Here is a 21892-nt window from a genome sequence, read left to right as displayed (position 1 = left end):
AACTATTTTTATGGGCCTTGTTGCACAAAAATTTAGAAGTTGAAGCTATGTCGTAATTATTCAAATTTAGGTTACAACTTGGATATGGGGTCGGCCTAATTCCGTAAATTTATTGAAGGCTGCTACACGTACATGAATCTCATTCACTTGGCTTAAAAAGTTTCTCGTACTGAGTTTATCTCCCAATAGTTGGACTCTCATTTTTATAAAAAAGTATCATGGCGACCAATATTGTGAACTCCTGATTCAACATAAATCTCTTATGCGAATTCAGCTCTTATTAAGTATTAAGATTTCATATTTAAACGACACTATATGTTGCTATGAATTACTTATGGTATTGAAATATAAATTTATTTATACAAAGCTCATAAAATATTCTATTTGAAGATTTTGAGGTTCAATATGGCAATTTATGCTAACTCTAATGTTTTGAAACACATTCCAAATTGAGATGAATGGGAAAAAGTATATAGCCCTAGTGATCAAGTTCCACATTTTGGGATATATAAATGTACTGGCTGTAATAAAGAGATTACATCAAACAAAGGAGATAAGTTTCCTCCACAGAATCATCATCAGCGTGGTTCAAACTTGAGTTCTATTCGATGGAAAATCATTATTTTTACAGATACTGAAGGGAAATATTCATTAAAAAATGGGAGTTATTGTTCCCATTTCTATGAATGATTTTTTAGATCTTCCAACATTGCTTCACGCAGAATTTTATTCATACGTGTCTGATAAGCTTTGCCTTGCGCTTTAAACCATGCAAGTACATCAGCATCTATCCATCCACGATCCTGCATAAGTCTTTTCCATTTAAACAGCAAACTTGGTGAGATGGCATACTGTCTGAAAAATAGAAGAAACAGATGAACCTGGTTGCATGGTGAGAGCAACAAACCGTGCTTGTTCTTCACCTGAATAACGTCGACAACGTTGAGCAGATGTAATCACTTCGATGCGTTCCATAAGACACTCCTTAACCCTAGTGCTATGACTAGGTCTTAATTGTGAAGTGTCCGTTTTAATTGGGGGCTAATACAATTAGGAGAAAAATCTTATAGCTTTTGAGCTTTGGGGATCTTCGCTTATTGTGGCTGCTGAAAATTAACGCTAGAGTGGTAGATGTGGTCTGACCACGAAATACAAAGCTAAAAACTGATTTATAAAAATTGAGTACTTTAAAATTTTGATTGGAGTTTTGCACAATGAAAGCATTGGTTTATCACGGTCCAAGTAATGCGAAATGGGAAGAAAAAGAAGCACCAAAATTGCTCAAACCGAGTGATGCAATTGTCCGTATTGTTAAAACAACCATTTGTGGTACAGATTTACACATTCTAAAAGGTGATGTGCCAGCAGTGACTGATGGTCGAACTTTGGGACATGAAGGCATTGGGATTATTGAAGAAGTTGGCACTTCAGTTCAGCAATTCAAAAAAGGTGACAAAGTCATTATTTCTTGTATCACGGCATGTGGCTCATGCAGTTATTGCAAGAAAAGTTTATATGCTCACTGTAAAGATGGTGGCTGGATTTTAGGTCATAAAATTGATGGTACGCAGGCGGAATATGTGCGCATTCCACATGCCGATAACAGTCTGTACCATTTGCCAGAAGATCTGGATGAAGAATCAGCTTTGATGTTGAGCGATATTTTGCCGACAGGCTTTGAAATTGGTGTGTTAAATGGTCAGGTACAACCGGGGCAAACGGTTGCGATTGTCGGTGCTGGTCCAATCGGGATGGCGGCATTGCTCACAGCTCAATTCTATGCACCTGGCCGAATCATTATGGTCGATACTGATGAAAGCCGTTTGGAAACCGCAAAACGTTTTGGCGCGACCGATACCATTAATCCTGCCAAGCAGGATGTGAAGTCGGTGATTGATCAATTGACTGATTGTGTGGGTGTAGATGTCGCGATTGAATGTGTTGGGGTTGAGCCGACTTTTGCGATCTGTCAGCAGATTATTGCACCCGGTGGACACATTGCCAACGTAGGTGTGCATGGTAAATCGGTAGAGCTGCATCTTGAAGATTTGTGGATTAAAAACATTACGCTCACCACTGGATTGGTGAATACTTCAAGTACACCAATGTTGCTGAAAAGCTGCTGTGCTAAAACCATTGAGCCAAATAAATTGGTGACTCACCATTTTACGTTAAATGATATTGAAGAGGCATATAAAGTGTTTGGTCATGCTGCGCAAGAAAAAGCTATGAAAGTGGTGCTTTCTAACTCTTAATACCGACCTATTTAAGTTTAAAAAAGACATTCCGAAAGGGGTGTCTTTTTATTGGTGAATTTTTTGGCACTGTTGCAAATAGAAATTTGAGGCATTGTATTAGCCCCCAATTAAAACGGACACTTCACAATTAATTAAGACCTAGTCATAGCACTAGGGTTAAGGAGATCTTATGGAACGCATCGAAGTGATTACATCTACTTAACGTCATCGATGTTATTCAGGTCAAAAAAACTCAGTTTGTTGAACTTACTAGACAAGTCGGCTCATTGGTTTCTTCTATTGCTGAAAAAACCAATTATCATGAAATCTGCTCAAGGATTTAAGTTTGATCAAGTGGGAATAGTGTAAGCATATCGTTAGAGATCAATCTAAAGGTTTGGATTGATCTTTTCAAAATAGTGCCAGCAACTCAATGGATGATTGTTGAAATGGCACCAGAGCGAATTTGGGTGCATCCATGCGCATTTTGAAGGGAATGATCTCATCAAAGATTAGGCATCACTTTCTTCATCGGTATATTCAAACAGCTCATTCATACTGCAATTAAAGAACTTACACAGTTTATCTGCAACGGGCAGTTCAATCCTGACGGCACGATCATAGTACATGCTGGTCAATGTATTCCGGTTGATTCCTGTGGCATTGACCACTTCACTCAGCTTTAAAATTCTATGGTCGCCCATCAGGCTAGATAACTTACAATGAATCATATTGTTTTCTAAAAAATAAAAATAACCTACTGTGAGTTATTTTTTATTACAATATATCTAATACTTTGATAATTTATAACCTACAGTAGGTTATATTTACCTTATACAAGTATTATTTCCCTTTTACACAGAAATTATAACTTGTAATCCGGGTGGATAGAACCAGACAGAGCATAAATTGAAAAAGGTTTTATCATGATGACAACACATGAATTATGGATCAGTCCAAAAGCCAGGCGCCTCGGCTATAAATTAATTCGAGAACTCAATGTAACCATGGGCTTCGGGATGGCTGCTTATCTGGACGTCAATCATTGTTATAACAATCACGAAGCCACCCTGGTCTGGCTAGACCACTTATTGGCCGTCCAGCCAGAGATCTGTAATGTAGACTCGGTGAAAATAGAGTTTTTAAGTCATTTTCCTGAATCTGCCTATGTCTTAGCCTAAGTGATAATTTTTCATTTAATCACTTAGGCTTTTTCAAGAAAGCTTCTTCTAGAAGCCAAAGTCATGGCCATATGTCGTTTTTTGAGCTGCGGGTTCATGACGCTGCTGTGGTTCAACCTGTGGCGTTGAATCTGGTTGAGATCGATTTGAATGAGGTTCATGCTCTGCAACCTGAATCGCTGATGGCTGAGTTGGAACCTCTAGTTGCGCTTGTCGCTGCTCGACATGTTCTTCCCGGATCACCGGAATCTGATATTGCTGGGCAATCGCTTCAACCTGTTTCTTAAATTCCTCGTTACCAGAGATCAATACTTCACCATATTGCGAATGTGCCAGAAACAATGCATCACGGACATGAATCTCCTGCTTGCTGGTGACGTGAATATACGCCAGCGCTTTGTTTTCAATAAAGGCTGTTTGATTTAGCTCTTGATCAATATAAAACTGATGCTCAAACTGACAGATGATCTGGTATCGGTCTGCGGGAAAGTGTGGAATAAATTCAGCTTGAGCCTCAATGCGTTGACAGGCTCCGAGTGAATTTGAAGATAAACCAATCTCAGAAATCTCGAGGAACTGTTGCTGCAGCTGCGATTTGCGAGGCTCAAATTTTAATTCTTGCATACAGTCGCTTAAAAAATACGGATCTCGTGGAGGTAAGACAATCTCTTCAATCACCAGTTTCGAACTGCTCTGAGGCTGTGGGTTGTTGATGATGCTGATTTCATTTCGTTTTAATAAGTTGTATTCAAGTTTCAATGCAACCTACCAAATAAAATCAAGGTCTTGCGCATTAAAATATTGCCGGTTTTGCGCGATCGGTTGAGTACAGAGCACAGTTTTCAAACGCAGCATCAGAGTGTTGCGGTCTGGCGTCGGCAAGTTGAAATTAAAAAATTCATCTGTGTATTGCTTAAGGTTCTGGTCGAGTTGATCGGTATTTACATGACAGCAACAGAGCAACAGATTGGCTTTGAAAATCGCGGTCTGTAGATTATGCGTTTGATTGAAGTGCTGATACAGCTGATCAAAAAACACCTCCAGATCGGACGGTGAAATCTGGTCCAGCCGCGGCAGTTCATGCTGTGGATTGGGATCTTCAATCCGGTGACTCCGATGCTGCAGCGCAACTTTCGCCTGTTGTTGAAATGACGGCTCTCCGGAGAATTCAATCGGTGTATGTGCATCCAGCAATTTCAGGCATTGCTGGATTCGTGGCACGGAATACTGGCTAAACATTTGTATCCCATGTTGGTTCATCACTGCGATCGGCTCATGTTTAAGCTGCTCATCATAGATCAGATGGGCCTGACGGCATTTTGGATTGGGCGCATGAATAAAATTGGCGGATTGACGCTGATCCAGCAGGAACTGTTGTGCAATGACTAAGGGATGTTCTCGATCGAGACGTGAAACAAAGTCCGAATAGGAGGTGATCTGCGCCGAATTCACCTCCAGCGATGAAAAGAGCAGCTGTCCCCGCTCATCCTTGAACAATTCATCCTTCAATAACTTGGCCGTCAATTGCCGGTGACTCAGTGCATACTGGATCCGTCGATTGGCACGGTCATGTTGCTGTTGGGCAGCATGCTGATCATCCAGCATGGCTTCAATCCGATGTAAGTCGATGTTTGGTGACTGCTGTTGCCGTTGTTTAATTTGAAGATCTCTTTCAACAAATTGATAAGATTCATGATCCTGCCTGATTTCAGCCGCGGCTTGTTTATGCTGGACGGTGATTTGATCTTTATGCATCTTCAACGCGAGATAGACATGGTGCAATTCTGTGACAAGATAATCTTGAGGTTGAAATAAATGAAACGGATGCAGTTTGCGAGACGGAGACGCTACCCGAGACTGCACCTCCTGATCCAGGACGGCTTGGGGGCGGATTCCCTCGGCTGCTACCTGATACGCTCCCCATTTATGTTGTAGCTGGGGTAGGGTGACTTGCTTCTGACAAAACAGTGAGGCTTTAAAGGTGATGATTTCAGAATAGGTTTTAACTGAAACACAGCGCCATTGCGCTTTTTTTCAAACGTCAGGCCTTTTTCCGCCAGCGCCTGATGCCAGTCCTGCCAAGAGTTGACGCGACGCAAAATATTCTGGACAGTTTTCTCAACATATTGCTGATAACTTTTTGCAAAGTGAATCTCCTGCTGCAGAGTGCTAGGTTGTTGATGCCGGGAAGCCCGATCCAAAATTTGTGTGGGGAGTTTTTCTGCATCCTGTAAGCAAGGAAAAACATGCTGCATGTTATTCACAACAGATAAAGTCACATCAACACCATCTTCTTTTGCAACATCAGCAAGGCGTGTTGCATTATCTACAAGTGCTTCAACAGACCCAGCATTAATATATAAGCGTGGGAAATTCTCATAATTCGCTTTTAATGGATTAGCTAATGGGTTTGTAGGATCGCCATGCTCACCCAAGAACATTTGTGACATGCCTTTTAAAAGATCTACAGTAATGAGGGCATCCGTTACATCATTGGTGATGAGAGTTTCACCTTTATGCTCCATATCCAACCACGGAGAGAACACAATAACCGCACTCGGTAATTCAATGCCTTCATTGCGTAGATTAAGCACGGTAGAGATAGCTAAATTACCACCCGCTGAATCCCCTGCTGTGAGCATATTTTTTGCAGAAAAACCTTTTTTTAACAAATTTTTATATACCAATGAAACATCATGAATTTGTGTTGGAAACACATATTCAGGCGAACGTCTGTAATCAACAACAAAAGCCGAAATGCCTAAATGTTTAGCCAAGTGCCCAGCTAATTTACGATGACTAGCCGAAGAACCAACAGCAAATCCACCACCATGGGTATAAATAATCACTTTAGATTTGTCACAATCTTTTGGATAAACCCAAATCCCTTCAACTCCCGCAATAACATCTGACTTATAACAAACATCTTCTGGTTCTAAAGTCGGTTGATGCCATTCATCAAACAGACTACGGAAATCTTCAATAGTCATATTGGGATTTTCCTGCATCCGTTTCGACCAGTTGGCATATAAATCAAAAAGAAATTGGGCATTATGTTGATTGGTATTCATTTTAAAATCCTTGTTTGATGTTTAAGGAGTAAATTCGGGCTTTATTCAAAGAAAAAATTAAAACTCAAGTGTCATAGCCGAAGACAGCAAAGTCAGGACATCCATGTTGTCAACATATAGACTGGTTACTGTGCTATAAAATTGTGTTACTCAGTAATTTATAGAATCTTTGACTGATTCAATCAGTGTATTTAAAATGCGAAAAATTCTTGAATCTACTAGAGTCATTTTCTCTATAGAATCTTATCGCTAGTAATAGCCACTTCTAGAATCATCCCTAACTCCTTCATTTTCTCAGTCCATTGTTTAAAAATTGTATTATTCATTCTTACTGAATCATCATGTATGAATGTTCTTTAACACTAAGCTATCGCCTCATGACTGACTTGTACGTTCTTGCACTTCTTTTTGTATAAAATGATCATTCGTAAGAGGTTATGCAAAAAAATGACTTTGGCAGGGAAAATTGCAGCGAAAAGTTTTTTATATAAAAAATAAGATATGTTTATAAAGTGATTGATAATTTGAACTCGATGCAATATCAATCTTTGAACATATTTTTGACTGTTGGCTTATCAGGATTTAAATAATAAGACCCAACAGTAAAGCCATTAGATTCACCATAAAATACTTGAAGAGCTTCATCCTCTAAAGAAATAAGAAAGATTCTTGCGAATTAATGTGAAGTTCTATAAATCTTCCGTAACACTAGCATAATAGCTTTTATTACCTTGGATCACAGAAACTTCAAGTAACTTCTGATCTATTTTATTATTTAATTTACAATTAGTTAGAGTTATTTTAATAAATTAACATAATACTAATTCAGTGCAGCTCCTAAAAAATAAGCTATAGGCTTTTTTAGTTAGATATTTTTCAAAACTATCCAGTTTCTGGGAAATTATTGTTATTAAGCATACTATAGGGTACTATACTATAAAAATTGGAATGGATGAAATATATGCCAAATCAAGTTGAAGACAAAAAAAAGATTCTTCTACGCGTCAAACGCATTATTGGTCAGGCTCAAGCCATTGAAAATGCGTTAGAAGGTAATGTGGAATGTGGCGCAATTCTGCAACAAATATGTTCTGTGCGTGGTGCTATTAACGGTTTAATGAATGAGATGTTAGAGGTCCATTTAAAGGATACATTGGTATCAGGTGAAACTACAGAATCACAGCGACGAGATGAGCTTGCTGAAATCGCTAAAATTCTCAAGTCTTATTTAAAATAGCTTTATAGGAAAAGTTTATGAAATCACGTGCAGCAGTTGCTTTTGGACCTGGTCAACCCTTACAAATCGTAGAAGTTGATGTTGAACCACCAAAGAAAGGCGAAGTTTTAATTAAAGTGACGCATACAGGTGTATGTCATACCGATGCATTTACATTGTCGGGTGATGATCCAGAAGGTGTATTCCCTGCGATTCTCGGTCATGAAGGTGCAGGTATTGTTGTTGAAGTGGGTGAGGGTGTGACCAGTGTAAAACCTGGTGATCATGTTATTCCTCTTTATACAGCAGAGTGTGGCGAATGTTTATTCTGTAAATCTGGAAAAACCAACTTGTGTACAGCAGTGCGTGCGACACAGGGTAAAGGCTTGATGCCAGATGGTACTACACGTTTCTCTTATAATGGCCAACCAATCTACCACTATATGGGTTGTTCAACATTCAGTGAATATACGGTTGTTGCCGAAGTTTCTTTGGCGAAAATCAATCCAGAAGCAAATCATGAACATGTCTGCTTGCTTGGATGTGGTGTAACCACAGGTATTGGTGCTGTACACAATACAGCGAAAGTGCAAGAGGGCGATACTGTTGCTATCTTCGGTTTAGGCGGTATTGGTTTGGCTGCTGTCCAAGGTGCGCGTCAGGCGAAAGCTAGCCGTATTATCGTTGTTGACATGAACCCAGATAAGTTTGCATTGGCGAAAGAGTTTGGTGCGACTGACTTCTTAAATCCGAAAGATTATGACAAACCAATTCAAGAAGTGATTGTTGAAATGACAGGTTGGGGTGTTGACCACTCTTTCGAATGTATCGGTAACGTCAATGTAATGCGTGCAGCACTTGAATGTGCACATCGTGGCTGGGGCCAATCCGTGATTATCGGGGTTGCTGGTGCAGGCCAGGAAATTTCTACACGACCTTTCCAATTGGTGACCGGACGTCGCTGGTTAGGTACAGCATTTGGCGGTGTGAAAGGCCGTAGCCAATTACCAGGTATGGTTGAAGATGCAATGAAAGGTGATATTCAGTTAGAACCGTTTGTGACACATACGATGCCATTAGACAACATTAATGATGCCTTTGATCTTATGCATGAAGGTAAGTCTATTCGTACAGTGATCCATTACTAAGTGTCAAAAAAGGATACCCTAATCTTCTAACATTGATCATCCATATTTAAAAACGGAGAGGATTTATGAGCGTATTTAATTTGCACCCAGCAATTAATGATGGGATCTCAAAAACTGAGCAAGAGAATTTCGCTGGTGGTACCTTGAAGTGTCATTGCGAAGATCATCCTGTAGAAGTCAAAATCACGAGCCAAACAGCACATAATCACGCATGTGGCTGTTCGAAGTGCTGGAAACCAAAAGGTGCATTATTTTCCCTTGTGGCTGTTGTCTCTAAAGATGCCGTACAGATTGCTGCAAATGAAGATAAGTTACAGATCGTAGACGAGTCTGCAACGATTCAACGTCATGCATGTAAAGAATGCGGCGTGCACATGTTTGGCCGTATTGAGAATACAGAACATCCTTTCTATGGTTTAGATTTCATTCATACTGAATTATCGAATGAAGCGGGCTGGTCTGAACCACAATTTGCTGCATTTGTATCATCAATTATTGAAACTGGTGCGCCTGTTTCACAAATGAGTGCTGTACGCAGTCAATTCCAAAGTATTGGCTTAAATACGTATGACTGTCTGTCTCCTACACTTATGGATGCGATTTCGACGCATGTTGCTAAGAAAAAAGGGACATTCCACGCATAATTTTTGGCTGGAATAGAAAGATATCTGAAGGTGTACAGTTCGCTGTGCACCTTTCTCACTTCAATTTCCAATAACTCACTCTGAGCTCAGGAAAAGTGCTTAGACTGATAAATATGAATTTTTAAAATCAGGAGAATTTATGGAACGTATTGAACACCAAGCAAGTTTTGGTGGCTGGCAAGATGTTTATAAACATGATTCTAGCAGTTTAAACTGTGCCATGAATTTTGCGATTTATATTCCAGATCATGAATCTGGAGAAAAACTTCCCGTTTTGTATTGGTTATCGGGACTGACGTGTACTGAACAAAATTTTATTACCAAAGCTGGTGTACAGCAGTTTGCAGCTCAACATAAGATCATTATCGTTGCACCAGATACAAGTCCTCGGGGCGAAGGTGTGGCAAACGTTGAAGATTATGATTTGGGTCAAGGTGCTGGCTTTTATCTCAACGCAACCCAGCAGCCGTGGTCAAAACATTATCAAATGTATGATTACATTGTGAACGAGTTGCCAACACTGATTGAGCAGAATTTTCCTATCAGTGATAAGCGTGGTATTTTCGGACATTCTATGGGTGGACATGGCGCTCTGACGATCGCACTAAAAAATCCAACCCGTTATCATAGCGTATCCGCCTTTTCTCCAATTGTGACACCGTCTCAGGTACCATGGGGACAAAAAGCGTTTACTGCGTATTTGGGGCTAGATCAAGAGAGCTGGAAAGCCTATGATGCCTCAGAATTATTGCAACAATTCGGAACATCTTTACCTATTCTGATTGATCAAGGCCTGGCAGATTCATTCCTGAATACGCAATTACACCCCAAACAGTTTTCAGAAATTGCCAAGCAAAAAAATATCGATGTCACGCTGAATCTAAGAGAAAATTACGATCACAGTTATTATTTTATTGCGAGTTTTATTGGCCAACACATTGAATTTCACAGTAAAATATTATATCAAAAATTTTAAAAATATATGATAGAAATAGGCTTTCTACTGAAACTGTGATGAGACTCTGAGATAATCAGAATTATTTTACAATATTTATCGTTGCTAGCAGTCAATTTACTAGCAACGTTATTAAATTAAATATAGTCCCAGTTCGGATGCTTGTCCAAAAGATGAAGAATGGTCTTCATCTTTTTCAAACTACGCTCCAGTTTGGGATAAATATCCCCAGCATAGTCCCAGCCCAATACACCAATACTTCCGGTATATTCAATCTGCTTTAACTCACCTACAACAGCAAAATTATCCAACTCGCCACGATCTGGAGGTTCCATTGTTGCCACGCCACCCCAACCCAATGGAGACATGGCACTGCCTGAAAGCACCACCTGCATCAACCATGGGCGGATATTGTTTAGCGTTTTCTGTAAATTTCCCTCTTGTATCGCAAACCAATGATAACCATTGAATGAAGCGCCTAAGAAAGGATGGTTAAAGTATTCACAAATTTAATCACCTGACTTGTAATCTGGGTAACATGTTTCAGATGCGGATAAAGTGCAAGGCGTAAACCTCGACGCTCAATAATCGGCAGGTAAGATTCAATGGTCTTCAAAATGCCAGACATCCCATGTACCGAAGTCTGCACTGCCAATTCGATTAACTCGACCCCTTCGACACTTTCAATAATTTTCCTTAATACGATGTCATTCCGGCCTTCATGCAAAACCAGATATAGTCCTGCGATGTCTAGGCCATATTGCTCTTTGATAGTCGGCAATAAGTCCAGATTGGTGAACGGGGTTCCTCCCCATGCAGAAACCGTGATGCCATCAAAACCAATTTCTGACAGCATTTCACATTGTGACTGGAATTGATAAACCCCCATAGAGTTATAGAAGAATGAGTCGAGTGCATGAACTTTATGAAGCATATATTCCTCGACTAGTACGTCAATGAGTCAAGAACAGACCATTCTGGATGTTTAATCAAACGTTGTTCCATCGAACGGAAGGCTTTCTGAGAACGCTCGAGATTACCAAAGACATCTCCACCCATACTTTCCCAGCCCAAGACACTATAACGGCCACGATATCCCAGACGACTTAATGCGCCCATTAAGACAAAGTTATCCATTTCCCCTTCATCTAGAGGCTCAATGGTTGCAACACCACTCCAGCCTAATGGTGATAAGCGGCACCCTGCGATGTTGACCTGTTTCAGCCATGGACTGACGGCTTGCAGTCGTTCTTCCAGTAACTGTTCTTGATTCGCGTACCAGTGATAACCATTAAAGACAATGCCTAAATTCGGATGATTAAACGCTTTACACAGTTGCACGGCTTCAGAGGTAGTCTGCATGCCATAGCGAACATGAGGATAAAGCACAATCTCGATGCCACGTCGTTCTGCGATCGGGAGGATTTTCTCTAAAATCTTACGATCTAGATCAGTCACCCCTTTGCCTGAGTCCAGTGCCAATTCAATACTATAGCAACCTTGCATTGATTCCACCGCATTGATGACAAATGACTCAAGACCCTGTCTGTAAATAAGATACACGGCCCCAACGTCCAGACCCCAACGCGGTTTAATTTGATCGAGCGAATCTAACTTCTGACTCCATGCCGAAACAGTCAAGCCTTGATAGCCTGTTTCGACCAACATTTCACATTGAGCGTCTAGCGAATAGGTACCCAATTTAGTTTGGAAAATGAAGTCCATATGATGAAGATCATGCATCAGCAGACATCTCCTGTACCGCAGCTTCTTTCGATACGGTTTCTTTGTTTGGTGATAGGCTTGGAAAAAGTGGTAATAAATGCTCACCCAGCTCATCAATCACTTCTGAGGCGTGGCGACGCTGTGGTTTAAAGTGCAGTGCAACATGCGAAACGCCTTGATCTTGCTGTCTGAGCCACAATTCGCGTAACGCATTTCGGCCCCCTCGAAGCACGCGACCCGGTTGAATCGGTGCATTTGGATCACGATCCAGTTCAAATAGAGTGCCATAAGCATATGGCTTAAACACATCTTTCGGACTTGCAGCACGCCAGTTTTCAATAATCTCAGGAATGTGCATCGGATTGGAAATATACGACATGATGCCATCCGTGTTTTGTGCCGTCCATTCGATAGTTTGACCACCATGCCCAATCACGATGGTTGGAATACGCGATTTTACAGGTTTTGGAATCAGGTCAATTTGACCGGTCAACTTGCCATAAAATTTTGACTGATGTACAGGCCAATCGTTTTCTGTCACTGATCGGATTAAGGCTAAGGCATCACGGAAGCGTTCAGCACGATTTGAAAACTCAATCCCAAAAGCAGGATATTCAATAGGACGGTCTCCTGTTGCCAAACCCAAAACCAGACGTCCACCTAATAGTTGATCGATGGTGGTAATTTGTTTTGCCACAATCAGAGGATCTCGAAGCGGTAACACAATCCCTGCTGTACCAATGGTAATTCGGCGAGTAATCGCAGCCAAGAAACTTGCATATGCCAAAGGATCTAGACCTTGACCGACATCACCAAAGTTTGGATCATAAAATGGGACATCCCTTAACCAAATTGCTGAAAATCCTGCCGCATCGACTTTTTGTGCCATTTCGACGTGATCTGCTAGCGTTGGGCCTGGTGTATATGGATAGCTTTCCAAAGGCGCAATAAAACCAAATGTCAAATGTCCCGGTTGGAATACCTGTGAATAGCCAGGATGGTCTCTTAACTCTTCAGGTAACTGGTTTAAAGAATATAGTGCTGTCATTTCAATCTCTTTTTAAAACTGAGTGCTGTTTCAATCAAGCGGATAGCTCAGTATGCGACGTGTGTACTTTAATCATTTATTAAAATAAGAAAAATAGGCTAATATTCAAAACATATAGGAATTTTTGGATGTAATAAAATCACATGTCTATCGATTATTTTGGTGCCTTGAAGGCCTTTGTTTCTGCGGCGGAGCTACGCAGTTTTACTGAGGCAGGACGAAAACTGGGAACGACTTCCTCTGCGATTGGAAAATCCATCGTCAAGTTGGAACAGGAGCTGGGAATCAGCTTGTTCCACCGCTCGACCCGGGCCATTACCCTAACTGCCGAAGGCCACCTGTTTCTGGAAAGATCGCAGCGAATTTTGTCTGAGTTTAACGAAGCCAAAATTGAATTGGCACAAATTAAATATTCCCCACAAGGCAAATTGCGTGTTGGATTACCACAGTTTGCTATTCATCTAATGCCTACATTTATCGAGTTTCAAAATCTCTATCCCAACATCGAATTGGAGCTGAGCTTTAGTGACCAACTGGTGAATATTATTGAAGATGGATTTGATATTGTGATGCGTGTCGGCCAGATCATCGACTCTCGGCTTAAAGTCCGCCACCTGAACACCTATCAGCATGTTTTGGTGGCAGCACCATCTTATCTTGTCGAAAATGGAATACCTGAGCAACCCACCGACCTGATCCAGCATAAATGTTTACGCTATAGATACCCGACCAGTAAGAAACTCGTAGATTGGGGATTTATAGATCGTCAGGAAACCAGTTTTACCCTGCCCGTGTCAGCAATTACAGATACCATCGAGCCTTTGCAGACCATGGCTGAAGCCGGTTTAGGGATCGCCTTGCTACCAGACTTTATGGTAAAGAATGCAGTATTGAATGGAAGATTGAGTATTGTGCTGAAGGATTACATCCAGGATTATCGCAGTGTCTATATCCTGTGGCCATCAAGCCGCCAATCCCTGCCAAAAATCAAGGTGTTTATTGATTTTATGATGCAAACTCTTGGCACATCTTTTCACGTTGATTAAGTTGTGCATGAACTACGATGCAACAGCTGGAGTTTACAAGCCGATGGTCATTAACTGGATACAAAAATGGCTTTGCTACACAGGAGAAATTTATGCAACAGAGCCATTGAAAGCATATTTCAGCGGATACAAAGTGCTGAAATTGGAGTTTACTTGCTGTCCAAGAAACCTTCCAGATCTTTCACAAATTTGACTGGATTTTTAAATGCAAGGAAGTGGTCACCATCTTGTAATTTAGTGTAAACATACAGTTTAGAGTTTGGAATCTTAGACTGTGCCCATTGCTGGCTCTTCAGATTATGGCTATATTCACCTGTAAAGATTGCTGTTGGAACCGTGATCTTATGCTCGACAACATCGCGCCAGTCATTACTTGCATGATCAAACAAGACTTGTTGCATGGCTTTCATATCATTCCTGATCACAGCCGCAGTGAAGGCTTCAGAGTTCTGGAAATAAGGTGATTTTTTTTCTGCGTAACGCTCCATCGCAAACATATCAACTACCTGATCATTTGTCGGTGCCCCAGCAAAAGCGGCTACCATACGCTCTACTGAAGTGGTCATGCCACCTGCATTTGTACGTTCAGTTTCAGACCAGTCATTGTGAGTATAGATCGAGATCGGCTCATCAATTAACACCAGTTTATTGATTGATTCTTCTCCAAATAAATCAATATAGCCCCACAGTACTGATGCCCCCATCGACCAACCACAGAAATTTGCCTTAGAAATTCCTAAATGATTTACAAATTCATGTAAATCCATTGAATATCGGCTAATTCTGTTACCATAATTTACTTTCTCTGACAGTCCTTGATTACGTGGGTCAAGTACATAAACATGGTATTTTTTGCTGAGCATATACATCAGGTTAATGTATTCAGCACCATTCGCTGTCCAGCCTGGAATAAAAATTAAAGGCTCACCCGTTCCTGCTTCCCAATAAGCCATTTTGACATGGTCATTGGTTTCAAAATAATTAATTTGCAGCCCTTTAAAATCAGATAATTTTTCAGGAAGACCCTTTATTTTATTTGAGAAAATAAAATCCTTACCAATGACATCGATGGCCGGCGTGGCATACGTTTGAGCAGACAAGATGGGCAACATTGCAACGAGCAATAGGTTTAAATACTTTTTGGTCTTCATTGATGGCTCCTCAGCAATCCTAGAACAATAAATTTCATGAGTTTTTTGATGGACATATACTCAGGCAGATATGTCAGCTACTTCTGTCTAAGGAAAAAACCTAAATCAATATTCATTTCACTTTCAGGCTGAATTGAACCTTCACCATCTCCCGGTAGAGTACGCAGGCCTGTCTTAAACAGGCTATCTTCATGCGAACAAAACAGAGATATGTATGCTTTATTTCATTTATATAGAAAAACTTGGTACATACTTTACAAAAAGAAATGCAGTGTGATAAATGCTTAAATCAGGACAACACTTGAAACAACAGGTTTCTAATGGATAGGCTACAAAGCATCGAAATTTTCGTAAAGTCAGTTGAACTCGGGTCATTTTCAGCGGCGGCTGAAGCTATGGGGATGTCTTCACAATTGGTCGGTAAACATATCAGAACCCTTGAACACTCTCTGGGAGTACAGTTGATTAATCGAACCACCAGACGACAGCATTTAACCGATGTGGGCCACCGTTTTTACGAACACGCTAAAAACATACTGGCCGAGATGTCTGAGGCTACATCGATGGCTAATGAGGCGCAAACAACACCGACAGGCAAGTTACGAATTTCTGCACCCATTTCTTTTGGTGTCAATGCACTGGCCCCTTTACTCCCGATCTACATGCAGCGTTATCCAGATGTCATTATGGAAATGTCGATTTCAAATCGGATGGTTGATTTGATCGAAGAAGGGTTTGATGTGGTATTTCGTGTCGGCGAATTATCGGATAGTGGTCTCATCGCCAGAGAATTACAGCCCTATCGACTGATCCTGTGTGCTTCCTCTGACTATTTATCTGCCCATTCTCCAATCCTTCATCCTTCTGATTTACAACAGCATGAATGCCTGAGTTTTTCGCATACCACATTGCGTAACCACTGGGAATTTTTAACACCAGAGGGTTCCATGACCATTGATATCAAGGGACATTTTATTGTTGATAGTGGTGAAGCATTGATGGCCGCAGCAGTTGCCGGAGCAGGAATCATTCTGCAACCCAGTGAATTGGTCATGCCCGCAATTCAAGAGGGAAAACTGGTTGAAATCTTACCAAATTTCCCAGTGCCGACACGCCCGATGCATTTACTCTACCCCCAAGACAGGAGAATGACACCAAAGCTTCGTAGTTTTATTGATTTTACATTAGAGTTTTTTGCGCCTGATGGATCTAATTCTAAGCAATAGCAATCTTCATTAAGTTGATGAATTTATCACCTATATTAGCGCCACTCGTGACTAGATTTGATCAACTCATCTACAACAAATCTGACTTTAGGTCTTAAATGTGAGACCTTCGGCCATACCATATGTACCTGCACACTATCTGGTTCATAAGGTGCAAGCACTTCGACCAGTCGACCCACATCTAAATCTTCTTGAAATAAACAACGGGGCATCTGACAGAGTCCTATTCCAGCTATAGCTGCCTGAATGCTTGCTTCTCCATCACCGATTTGATGCGTCGCTGGAGGTAAAATACGAACTGTTTCTCCATTGATCTTTAAACGCCAAGCCAAGGGTTGACCTCGACGATGCCCGATCGTAATACATTGATGCTTTGAAATATCTTCTGGTGTCAGAGGTGTTCCAAATTTTTCAAGATAATGGGGTGCAGCACAGATCGCCCAGCGTTGACTGACTAAAGGTCGGGCAACAAGACCTGTGGAATCTGGAATATCTCCATAACGAATCAACAAATCAACGCCTTCTTCAATTGGGTCAATTAAGTCATCAGAAAAGGTAATATTCAGATGTAAGTTAGGGTATTTATTCACCATATTGAATAAAAGAGGGACTAACTTTCTTCGTCCAAATGCCACTGGCATATCAATCCGTAGCCGCCCAGCCGGCTCTCCAGATTTTGAACCTAATGCACTTTCAGCCATGCCTATTTCATCTAAAGCGGAAGAACATGCGGTTAAATATGCTTCACCATCGGCGGTCAGTGAAATCTTGCGCGTGGTGCGATGAAAAAGTTGAGCACCTAACCTTTCTTCAAGTTTTGAAATAGATTTACCGACTGCTGACTTGGAAATGCCAAGCTTCTCCGCTGCTTCTGTAAAACTATGAGAACGAGCAGCCACGATAAAAGTCAAAACTCCTTGAAATGAATCAACTGGTAACACAAATATCACCTCAGGTATGTATTAGTAATGGATTCAGAAAATATATAATTTTATGGTCAATTATGTTGTGCAATTTAACCTGTTTAAATTTAATAAAAAATAATCATTATTCTACAATCATTTACAACATTATTCACTTCATAATCTTATACAACACCTGCCGTACATTATTCACTATTGTAGATTTAATTTCTACTATGATTATAGTTTTTAGTTGTTTATCAAGCTTAAATTCAACATTAAAATGAAAAAGTCGAGATAATATGACTCAATATTTAAGAGGATTCAAAAATGCCTGTAGTTCGTGTTAGTTGGTTTGAAGGTAAAGAACATGCTGAAAAAGCTGCTGTTGCAGCAGACATCACTGAAAGTATTGTTAAACATACTGGCACAGATGCTAATTATATCTATGTCATTTTTGAAGATGTAGCTCAATCTAACTGGGCAGGTGCTGGTCAGCTGTTCGGCGGGAAAGAAGATCCTAGTTCTTAATGGTGATCGGTACAGCATGCTTTGTACACTTTATAAAGCATGCCATTTATCTATCCCTGAGTAACCCTTAAATAGAGATTTTTATATGAATCAATATATTACCTGCCTATTTTCATTATCTATTAAACCTGAAGAAATGGACGCATTTAAAGCACTGATTGCACAAATCGTTGCTGCGACTAAAGAAGAACCAAACACGCTAATCTATGAATACAGCATCAATGAAGAAGGCAATATCGTTCATATCTGTGAACGCTACAACATCGATGGCGTTGTTGGTCACATTGATGATACTTTCGGCCCATTTGGCGCACGTTTCCTAGAATTTGCAACAGTAAATAGCCTGACTGTTTATGGCATGCCAACTGCAGAAATTCGTAAACGTCTTGATGCATTTGGTGCGGTATATATGACTCCATTTGATGGTTTCAGCCGCTAATTCCCTAGTATCTAAATTTGATTGAGTTCTAAATGCAAACTATTCATGATGTAATCCAATCACGTATCTCGGCAAATACCTATGATGCGACACGAACACTCACTGATGCAGAAATTTCTGCGCTAGTCGAACTTGCTACACATGCACCATCAGCATTTAACGCACAAAACTGGCGTTTTGTTGCGATTCGTACACCTGAAGCAAAACAGCGTTTGTTGCCTCTTGCTTATGGTCAACAGAAAGTTGTTGATGCAGCTGTCACTTTTATTGTCTGTGGCAAACTCAATACACATACACATATCCCGACTTCATTGAAACCTACTGTAGATGCTGGAATCTTAGACCAGTCAATTTACGAAGCTTGGGTCAATGCATCTACAGGCATGTATGAAAATAATGCACAGCTACAACGTGATGAAGCCATCCGTTCTGGTTCCCTTGCAGCGATGACATTAATGCTTGCAGCAAAAGGTAAAGGTCTTGATTCGACGCCAATGATTGGCTTTGACGGTGCTGCAGTTGCTGCAGAATTTGGCCTTGATGCTGAAGAAATCCCTGTCATGTTGGTGACAGTAGGCTATGCATCTGGCGATAATTGGCCAAGAAAACCACGTAAATCTGCTGCCGATGTACTTGAATATGTTTAAAAAAACTGCCTTTCTGTCAGGTCTCTAGCATTCCAGATCAAGATGTTATTTTTCAAGTCAACACCATCGTGGCTGTGTGTTTTTCTAGTCACGGCAGAATTATAAACACTACCAGCAGAACGACTCCCACAAATCGGCTCATTGATTTGATGTTCTGACTGGCATAATTCTGCCGTGACTAGCATTTTTATTAAGAGCATATACAAGACAGACAGGTATAGCTAGATCATTGATTGATGATCACCCTGCGTATATCTCTATACCAAAAAATCAAACATATTCTTTTTTAGTAAAAATTGCTAAAGATTGATACCAATATTCATTGGTATATCCATCGGAATGCAATCTCAAAGACCATGTATATGGACTTTATTCTATGGTTTTGGAAACTTTGAATCACCAGAGGAATCATGATGCATCACTGGACTTTTTTACATTTATATGTTGATGAAAATGGTGTTTCTCACGTAAACCCAAATGCAACTCAAGAATTAGATGCCATCAGCTTTGCTCCCCCTGCTCCTCCTATGCTAGTGTCGTCTTCTATGGCTACACAATCCATAGTCATGGTTGAATTATCTGTAGGTTGGCAAGGTGGTTGGCACCCCAGCCCTAAAAAACAGTGGGTAATTTGTCTTGCAGGTGAAATCGGTTATCAGGCAGAAGACGGTACCGAGTTCTTCCTCCGTGCAGGCTCTTATCTCTTAACTACAGACATTCGTGGTAAAGGTCACAATAGCTGGAATGCGGGTACAACACCTGTACAACTTGCATTGATCCAGCTGGATGCTTAATTCATGTTCATCCTCAGAAGGATTAGACTAACCAATTAGGCCTGCTTTTGAATATGACAGCCCACTTAAAATGAGCCCTGCTATGGTCAACTTTGAGAGAGTACTATCGCTCTTAATGTTGACCTTGTTATCTTTTTTATGTCTAAGAAGTTATTATCGCCCGTCCAAAATTCAGCTTTGAGCGTTAAAACAGATTAATTTATTGCCATGCAACATAGTTTTGATTGTTCAAGAAATTAATCAATAATTCATGTTTAAAACTCACCGTGTTTAAAACATAAAATTCATCACAATACAAATCCATATTTAATTTTTAACTTATATATTTCAGTAATATATTTAAGTGTAAGTTATTTACTTTTACCTAGTTTAGGTACTATCCGATTATGGAATTTTAAAATTAAAAATCACTGCATTGATTTAAAAATATCTACATTTTTAAAGCTTAATTGCTTTGTCATTTTTTAAATTATCAGAAAAATAGATAGTATGAGACAAAAAATATAAATTGGATTAAATCTAAAAAATAACCAATGATAATAATTCAAAGGAAAATAGTAAGGAATACTAGATATGGATAAGAAAATCAAAGTTGCTGTGATTGGTGGAGGTATTGCAGGATTAGCACTAACCACCCAATTGGTAAAATATCAGCACTTGGATGTACATCTTTTTGAATCAGCCCCGCAATTCTCAGAAATCGGCGCAGGAATTTCTTTTGGTGCAAATGCTGTAAAGGCAATCCAGTTATTGGGTTTAAGTGAAGAATATGAACGCATTGCCGATAAAGTCAAAGCACCTTATACCGATATCTGGTTCCAATGGCGCAATGGTTATACAGATGAGTATTTATCAGCATCTCTTGCGCCAAAAGTCGGCCAGTCTTCAGTGCATCGTGCTGACTTTCTTGATAGCTTGATTCCATTGGTACCTTTGTCGAATGTACACTTTAATAAGCGTGTTCAACAAATTGAAGCCACTGATGATCAGGCCACAATTACATTTATAGATGGACAACAAGTTGAATGTGATTATGTCATTGGTTGCGATGGGATTCGCTCGGTTGTTCGTAATCATGTTCTTGACTCGCATCAATTACCTCGTGTTAATCCTCAATTTTCTGGGACTTGGGCATATAGAGGGATTATTAAATTCCAAGATTTTAAGCAAGCAATTGAAAAATTAGGCAATGATGTAGAAATAGCAGATGTTCCACAAATGTTTTTAGGGAAAGATAAACATATTTTAACCTTCCCAATTCGTCAGGGTGAAGAAATCAATATTGTGGCGTTTAACTCTGATCGTACGCAAACTGTATTACCAGAAAATACACCATGGACATCTCCTGTTTCAAAACAACAGATGCTCGATGACTTTTCAGACTGGAGTGACAGCTGTCAGGCATTATTGAATCTGATTGAACATCCGACCATTTGGGCATTACATGAAACACAGCCTTTAAAAACCTATAAAAATAAAACTCAGAATGTGATCATTATTGGCGATGCTGCCCATGCAATGTTACCTCATCAGGGCGCAGGTGCAGGACAAGGATTAGAAGATGCTCTGATCCTGGCTAAATTATTGGAAAATTCACAGCTTACACGAGAAACCATTAAATTAGTCTCTGAAATTTATGAACAAATTCGACTAAATCGTGCTGTGAAAGTTCAGAATACATCACATGAGTCTGGTGAAATATATGAGCTTTATTCACCTCAGTACCCAGATTTTCAAGCGATTGGTGCACATCTAGCTCACCGTTTTGACTGGTTATGGCAACACTCACTTGAACAAGATGTTAAAAATGCGACTATGACATTACAGCTAGACATAGATCAACATCTAAAAATGACAGGTTAAATTCAAAGGATGAATCAAAAAGGAATGCTAGCTGAGTTTCAATCATGATGTGAAAAATGCTAGCTACC

General features: G+C 40.1%; 24 protein-coding genes and 3 pseudogenes. 14 read left to right on the top strand and 13 right to left on the bottom strand.

What is annotated here, in order from left to right; all coding sequences use genetic code 11:
* Positions 1–66: 66 nt before the first annotated feature.
* The 3 genes and pseudogenes from ACX1N5_RS13725 to ACX1N5_RS13715 form a co-directional block, all read right to left on the bottom strand.
* Positions 67–195: pseudogene (locus ACX1N5_RS13725) on the bottom strand (IS5/IS1182 family transposase); the annotation flags it as partial.
* Positions 196–680: 485 nt separating this feature from the next.
* Positions 681–791 (bottom strand): annotated as a pseudogene (locus ACX1N5_RS13720) (BrnA antitoxin family protein); the annotation flags it as partial.
* Between the two features lie 31 nt (positions 792–822).
* Complete coding sequence (locus ACX1N5_RS13715) at positions 823–975, bottom strand: hypothetical protein (protein WP_458803004.1); 153 nt, start codon at positions 973–975, stop codon at positions 823–825.
* Positions 976–1214: 239 nt separating this feature from the next.
* Between ACX1N5_RS13715 and ACX1N5_RS13710 the strand changes: the two genes are divergently transcribed.
* Positions 1215–2255, top strand: a complete 1041-nt coding sequence (locus ACX1N5_RS13710; RefSeq protein ID WP_458803002.1) for a zinc-dependent alcohol dehydrogenase family protein — start codon at positions 1215–1217, stop codon at positions 2253–2255.
* A gap of 494 nt (positions 2256–2749) precedes the next feature.
* Here the strand turns inward: ACX1N5_RS13710 and ACX1N5_RS13705 are convergent, their stop codons facing one another.
* On the bottom strand, positions 2750–2968 hold the full coding sequence (locus ACX1N5_RS13705) for a helix-turn-helix domain-containing protein (RefSeq protein WP_458803000.1): 219 nt from the start codon (positions 2966–2968) through the stop codon (positions 2750–2752).
* A gap of 195 nt (positions 2969–3163) precedes the next feature.
* Here ACX1N5_RS13705 and ACX1N5_RS13700 point away from each other — a divergent pair, with 195 nt between their 5' ends.
* On the top strand, positions 3164–3418 hold the full coding sequence (locus tag ACX1N5_RS13700) for a hypothetical protein (protein ID WP_458802998.1): 255 nt from the start codon (positions 3164–3166) through the stop codon (positions 3416–3418).
* Positions 3419–3466: 48 nt separating this feature from the next.
* Here ACX1N5_RS13700 and ACX1N5_RS13695 read toward each other — a convergent pair whose 3' ends face one another.
* The 3 genes from ACX1N5_RS13695 to ACX1N5_RS13685 form a co-directional block, all read right to left on the bottom strand.
* Complete coding sequence (locus ACX1N5_RS13695; protein WP_458802996.1) at positions 3467–4177, bottom strand: LPD7 domain-containing protein; 711 nt, start codon at positions 4175–4177, stop codon at positions 3467–3469.
* 6 nt (positions 4178–4183) lie between these two features.
* A complete protein-coding gene (locus ACX1N5_RS13690) occupies positions 4184–5173 on the bottom strand; it encodes a hypothetical protein (protein WP_458802994.1) in 990 nt (329 codons plus the stop codon).
* 149 nt (positions 5174–5322) lie between these two features.
* Entirely contained in the window at positions 5323–6489 is a 1167-nt protein-coding gene (locus ACX1N5_RS13685; protein ID WP_458802993.1) for an alpha/beta hydrolase, read from the bottom strand.
* Between the two features lie 961 nt (positions 6490–7450).
* Here ACX1N5_RS13685 and ACX1N5_RS13680 point away from each other — a divergent pair.
* The 4 genes from ACX1N5_RS13680 (at position 7451) to fghA (ending at position 10473) form a co-directional block, all read left to right on the top strand.
* Positions 7451–7726, top strand: coding sequence for a metal/formaldehyde-sensitive transcriptional repressor (locus tag ACX1N5_RS13680; protein WP_131382251.1), 276 nt, complete (start codon positions 7451–7453; stop codon positions 7724–7726).
* 17 nt (positions 7727–7743) lie between these two features.
* Positions 7744–8853, top strand: coding sequence for an S-(hydroxymethyl)glutathione dehydrogenase/class III alcohol dehydrogenase (locus tag ACX1N5_RS13675; protein WP_458802990.1), 1110 nt, complete (start codon positions 7744–7746; stop codon positions 8851–8853).
* Between the two features lie 65 nt (positions 8854–8918).
* Complete coding sequence (gene gfa, locus ACX1N5_RS13670; RefSeq protein ID WP_131382249.1) at positions 8919–9497, top strand: S-(hydroxymethyl)glutathione synthase; 579 nt, start codon at positions 8919–8921, stop codon at positions 9495–9497.
* 139 nt (positions 9498–9636) lie between these two features.
* Positions 9637–10473, top strand: a complete 837-nt coding sequence (gene fghA, locus ACX1N5_RS13665) for an S-formylglutathione hydrolase (RefSeq protein ID WP_458802988.1) — start codon at positions 9637–9639, stop codon at positions 10471–10473.
* A 116-nt stretch (positions 10474–10589) separates the two neighbouring features.
* Here the strand turns inward: fghA and ACX1N5_RS13660 are convergent, their stop codons facing one another.
* From ACX1N5_RS13660 to ACX1N5_RS13645, 4 genes are all read right to left on the bottom strand, one after another.
* Positions 10590–10841: a hypothetical protein gene (locus ACX1N5_RS13660; protein WP_458802986.1), complete on the bottom strand. Its 252-nt coding sequence runs from the start codon at positions 10839–10841 to the stop codon at positions 10590–10592.
* An 89-nt stretch (positions 10842–10930) separates the two neighbouring features.
* Positions 10931–11386, bottom strand: coding sequence for a hypothetical protein (locus ACX1N5_RS13655; protein WP_458802984.1), 456 nt, complete (start codon positions 11384–11386; stop codon positions 10931–10933).
* 11 nt (positions 11387–11397) lie between these two features.
* Positions 11398–12195, bottom strand: a complete 798-nt coding sequence (locus tag ACX1N5_RS13650) for a sugar phosphate isomerase/epimerase family protein (RefSeq protein ID WP_228259310.1) — start codon at positions 12193–12195, stop codon at positions 11398–11400.
* Positions 12188–13225, bottom strand: a complete 1038-nt coding sequence (locus ACX1N5_RS13645; RefSeq protein WP_458802982.1) for a TIGR03571 family LLM class oxidoreductase — start codon at positions 13223–13225, stop codon at positions 12188–12190. The genes ACX1N5_RS13650 and ACX1N5_RS13645 overlap by 8 nt, the downstream gene beginning before the upstream one ends.
* 143 nt (positions 13226–13368) lie before the next feature.
* Here ACX1N5_RS13645 and ACX1N5_RS13640 point away from each other — a divergent pair, with 143 nt between their 5' ends.
* Entirely contained in the window at positions 13369–14271 is a 903-nt protein-coding gene (locus tag ACX1N5_RS13640; RefSeq protein WP_458802980.1) for a LysR family transcriptional regulator, read from the top strand.
* A gap of 149 nt (positions 14272–14420) precedes the next feature.
* Here the strand turns inward: ACX1N5_RS13640 and ACX1N5_RS13635 are convergent, their stop codons facing one another.
* Positions 14421–15422, bottom strand: a complete 1002-nt coding sequence (locus ACX1N5_RS13635) for an alpha/beta fold hydrolase (protein ID WP_458802978.1) — start codon at positions 15420–15422, stop codon at positions 14421–14423.
* 320 nt (positions 15423–15742) lie between these two features.
* Between ACX1N5_RS13635 and ACX1N5_RS13630 the strand changes: the two are divergent.
* Positions 15743–15916, top strand: a pseudogene (locus ACX1N5_RS13630) (LysR family transcriptional regulator); the annotation flags it as partial.
* Between the two features lie 69 nt (positions 15917–15985).
* Positions 15986–16648 carry a LysR substrate-binding domain-containing protein gene (locus tag ACX1N5_RS13625; protein ID WP_228259308.1) on the top strand — a complete coding sequence of 221 codons (663 nt, stop codon included), beginning with the start codon at positions 15986–15988 and terminating at the stop codon, positions 16646–16648.
* Between the two features lie 35 nt (positions 16649–16683).
* On the opposite strand, the gene ACX1N5_RS13620 is transcribed toward ACX1N5_RS13625, so the two are convergent.
* Complete coding sequence (locus ACX1N5_RS13620) at positions 16684–17589, bottom strand: LysR family transcriptional regulator (RefSeq protein WP_131382243.1); 906 nt, start codon at positions 17587–17589, stop codon at positions 16684–16686.
* Positions 17590–17880: 291 nt separating this feature from the next.
* On the opposite strand from ACX1N5_RS13620, the gene ACX1N5_RS13615 reads away from it, so the two are divergent.
* The 5 genes from ACX1N5_RS13615 (at position 17881) to salA (ending at position 21824) form a co-directional block, all read left to right on the top strand.
* A complete protein-coding gene (locus ACX1N5_RS13615) occupies positions 17881–18081 on the top strand; it encodes a tautomerase family protein (RefSeq protein ID WP_131382242.1) in 201 nt (66 codons plus the stop codon).
* A gap of 85 nt (positions 18082–18166) precedes the next feature.
* Positions 18167–18520 carry a putative quinol monooxygenase gene (locus ACX1N5_RS13610; RefSeq protein WP_131382241.1) on the top strand — a complete coding sequence of 118 codons (354 nt, stop codon included), beginning with the start codon at positions 18167–18169 and terminating at the stop codon, positions 18518–18520.
* A 32-nt stretch (positions 18521–18552) separates the two neighbouring features.
* Complete coding sequence (locus ACX1N5_RS13605) at positions 18553–19167, top strand: nitroreductase family protein (RefSeq protein ID WP_458802975.1); 615 nt, start codon at positions 18553–18555, stop codon at positions 19165–19167.
* A gap of 413 nt (positions 19168–19580) precedes the next feature.
* Entirely contained in the window at positions 19581–19961 is a 381-nt protein-coding gene (locus ACX1N5_RS13600; RefSeq protein WP_165493028.1) for a cupin domain-containing protein, read from the top strand.
* Between the two features lie 573 nt (positions 19962–20534).
* A complete protein-coding gene (salA, locus tag ACX1N5_RS13595) occupies positions 20535–21824 on the top strand; it encodes a salicylate 1-monooxygenase (RefSeq protein ID WP_458802973.1) in 1290 nt (429 codons plus the stop codon).
* Positions 21825–21892: the final 68 nt, after the last annotated feature.

Source organism: Acinetobacter sp. ANC 4636 (assembly GCF_054454555.1).
The sequence above is the reverse complement of the archived record's forward strand: the minus strand, read 5'-3'. Positions and strand labels throughout refer to the sequence as shown.

Bases quoted from the DNA above. Each gene is read 5' to 3' on its own strand.
- ACX1N5_RS13715 (WP_458803004.1), bottom strand. From the start codon at position 975: ATGGAACGCATCGAAGTGATTACATCTGCTCAACGTTGTCGACGTTAT.
- ACX1N5_RS13710 (WP_458803002.1), top strand. From the start codon at position 1,215: ATGAAAGCATTGGTTTATCACGGTCCAAGTAATGCGAAATGGGAAGAA.
- ACX1N5_RS13705 (WP_458803000.1), bottom strand. From the start codon at position 2,968: ATGATTCATTGTAAGTTATCTAGCCTGATGGGCGACCATAGAATTTTA.
- ACX1N5_RS13700 (WP_458802998.1), top strand. From the start codon at position 3,164: ATGATGACAACACATGAATTATGGATCAGTCCAAAAGCCAGGCGCCTC.
- ACX1N5_RS13690 (WP_458802994.1), bottom strand. From the start codon at position 5,173: ATGCATAAAGATCAAATCACCGTCCAGCATAAACAAGCCGCGGCTGAA.
- ACX1N5_RS13685 (WP_458802993.1), bottom strand. From the start codon at position 6,489: ATGAATACCAATCAACATAATGCCCAATTTCTTTTTGATTTATATGCC.
- ACX1N5_RS13680 (WP_131382251.1), top strand. From the start codon at position 7,451: ATGCCAAATCAAGTTGAAGACAAAAAAAAGATTCTTCTACGCGTCAAA.
- ACX1N5_RS13675 (WP_458802990.1), top strand. From the start codon at position 7,744: ATGAAATCACGTGCAGCAGTTGCTTTTGGACCTGGTCAACCCTTACAA.
- gfa (WP_131382249.1), top strand. From the start codon at position 8,919: ATGAGCGTATTTAATTTGCACCCAGCAATTAATGATGGGATCTCAAAA.
- fghA (WP_458802988.1), top strand. From the start codon at position 9,637: ATGGAACGTATTGAACACCAAGCAAGTTTTGGTGGCTGGCAAGATGTT.
- ACX1N5_RS13655 (WP_458802984.1), bottom strand. From the start codon at position 11,386: ATGCTTCATAAAGTTCATGCACTCGACTCATTCTTCTATAACTCTATG.
- ACX1N5_RS13650 (WP_228259310.1), bottom strand. From the start codon at position 12,195: ATGCATGATCTTCATCATATGGACTTCATTTTCCAAACTAAATTGGGT.
- ACX1N5_RS13645 (WP_458802982.1), bottom strand. From the start codon at position 13,225: ATGACAGCACTATATTCTTTAAACCAGTTACCTGAAGAGTTAAGAGAC.
- ACX1N5_RS13640 (WP_458802980.1), top strand. From the start codon at position 13,369: ATGTCTATCGATTATTTTGGTGCCTTGAAGGCCTTTGTTTCTGCGGCG.
- ACX1N5_RS13635 (WP_458802978.1), bottom strand. From the start codon at position 15,422: ATGAAGACCAAAAAGTATTTAAACCTATTGCTCGTTGCAATGTTGCCC.
- ACX1N5_RS13625 (WP_228259308.1), top strand. From the start codon at position 15,986: ATGGCTAATGAGGCGCAAACAACACCGACAGGCAAGTTACGAATTTCT.
- ACX1N5_RS13615 (WP_131382242.1), top strand. From the start codon at position 17,881: ATGCCTGTAGTTCGTGTTAGTTGGTTTGAAGGTAAAGAACATGCTGAA.
- ACX1N5_RS13610 (WP_131382241.1), top strand. From the start codon at position 18,167: ATGAATCAATATATTACCTGCCTATTTTCATTATCTATTAAACCTGAA.
- ACX1N5_RS13605 (WP_458802975.1), top strand. From the start codon at position 18,553: ATGCAAACTATTCATGATGTAATCCAATCACGTATCTCGGCAAATACC.
- ACX1N5_RS13600 (WP_165493028.1), top strand. From the start codon at position 19,581: ATGCATCACTGGACTTTTTTACATTTATATGTTGATGAAAATGGTGTT.
- salA (WP_458802973.1), top strand. From the start codon at position 20,535: ATGGATAAGAAAATCAAAGTTGCTGTGATTGGTGGAGGTATTGCAGGA.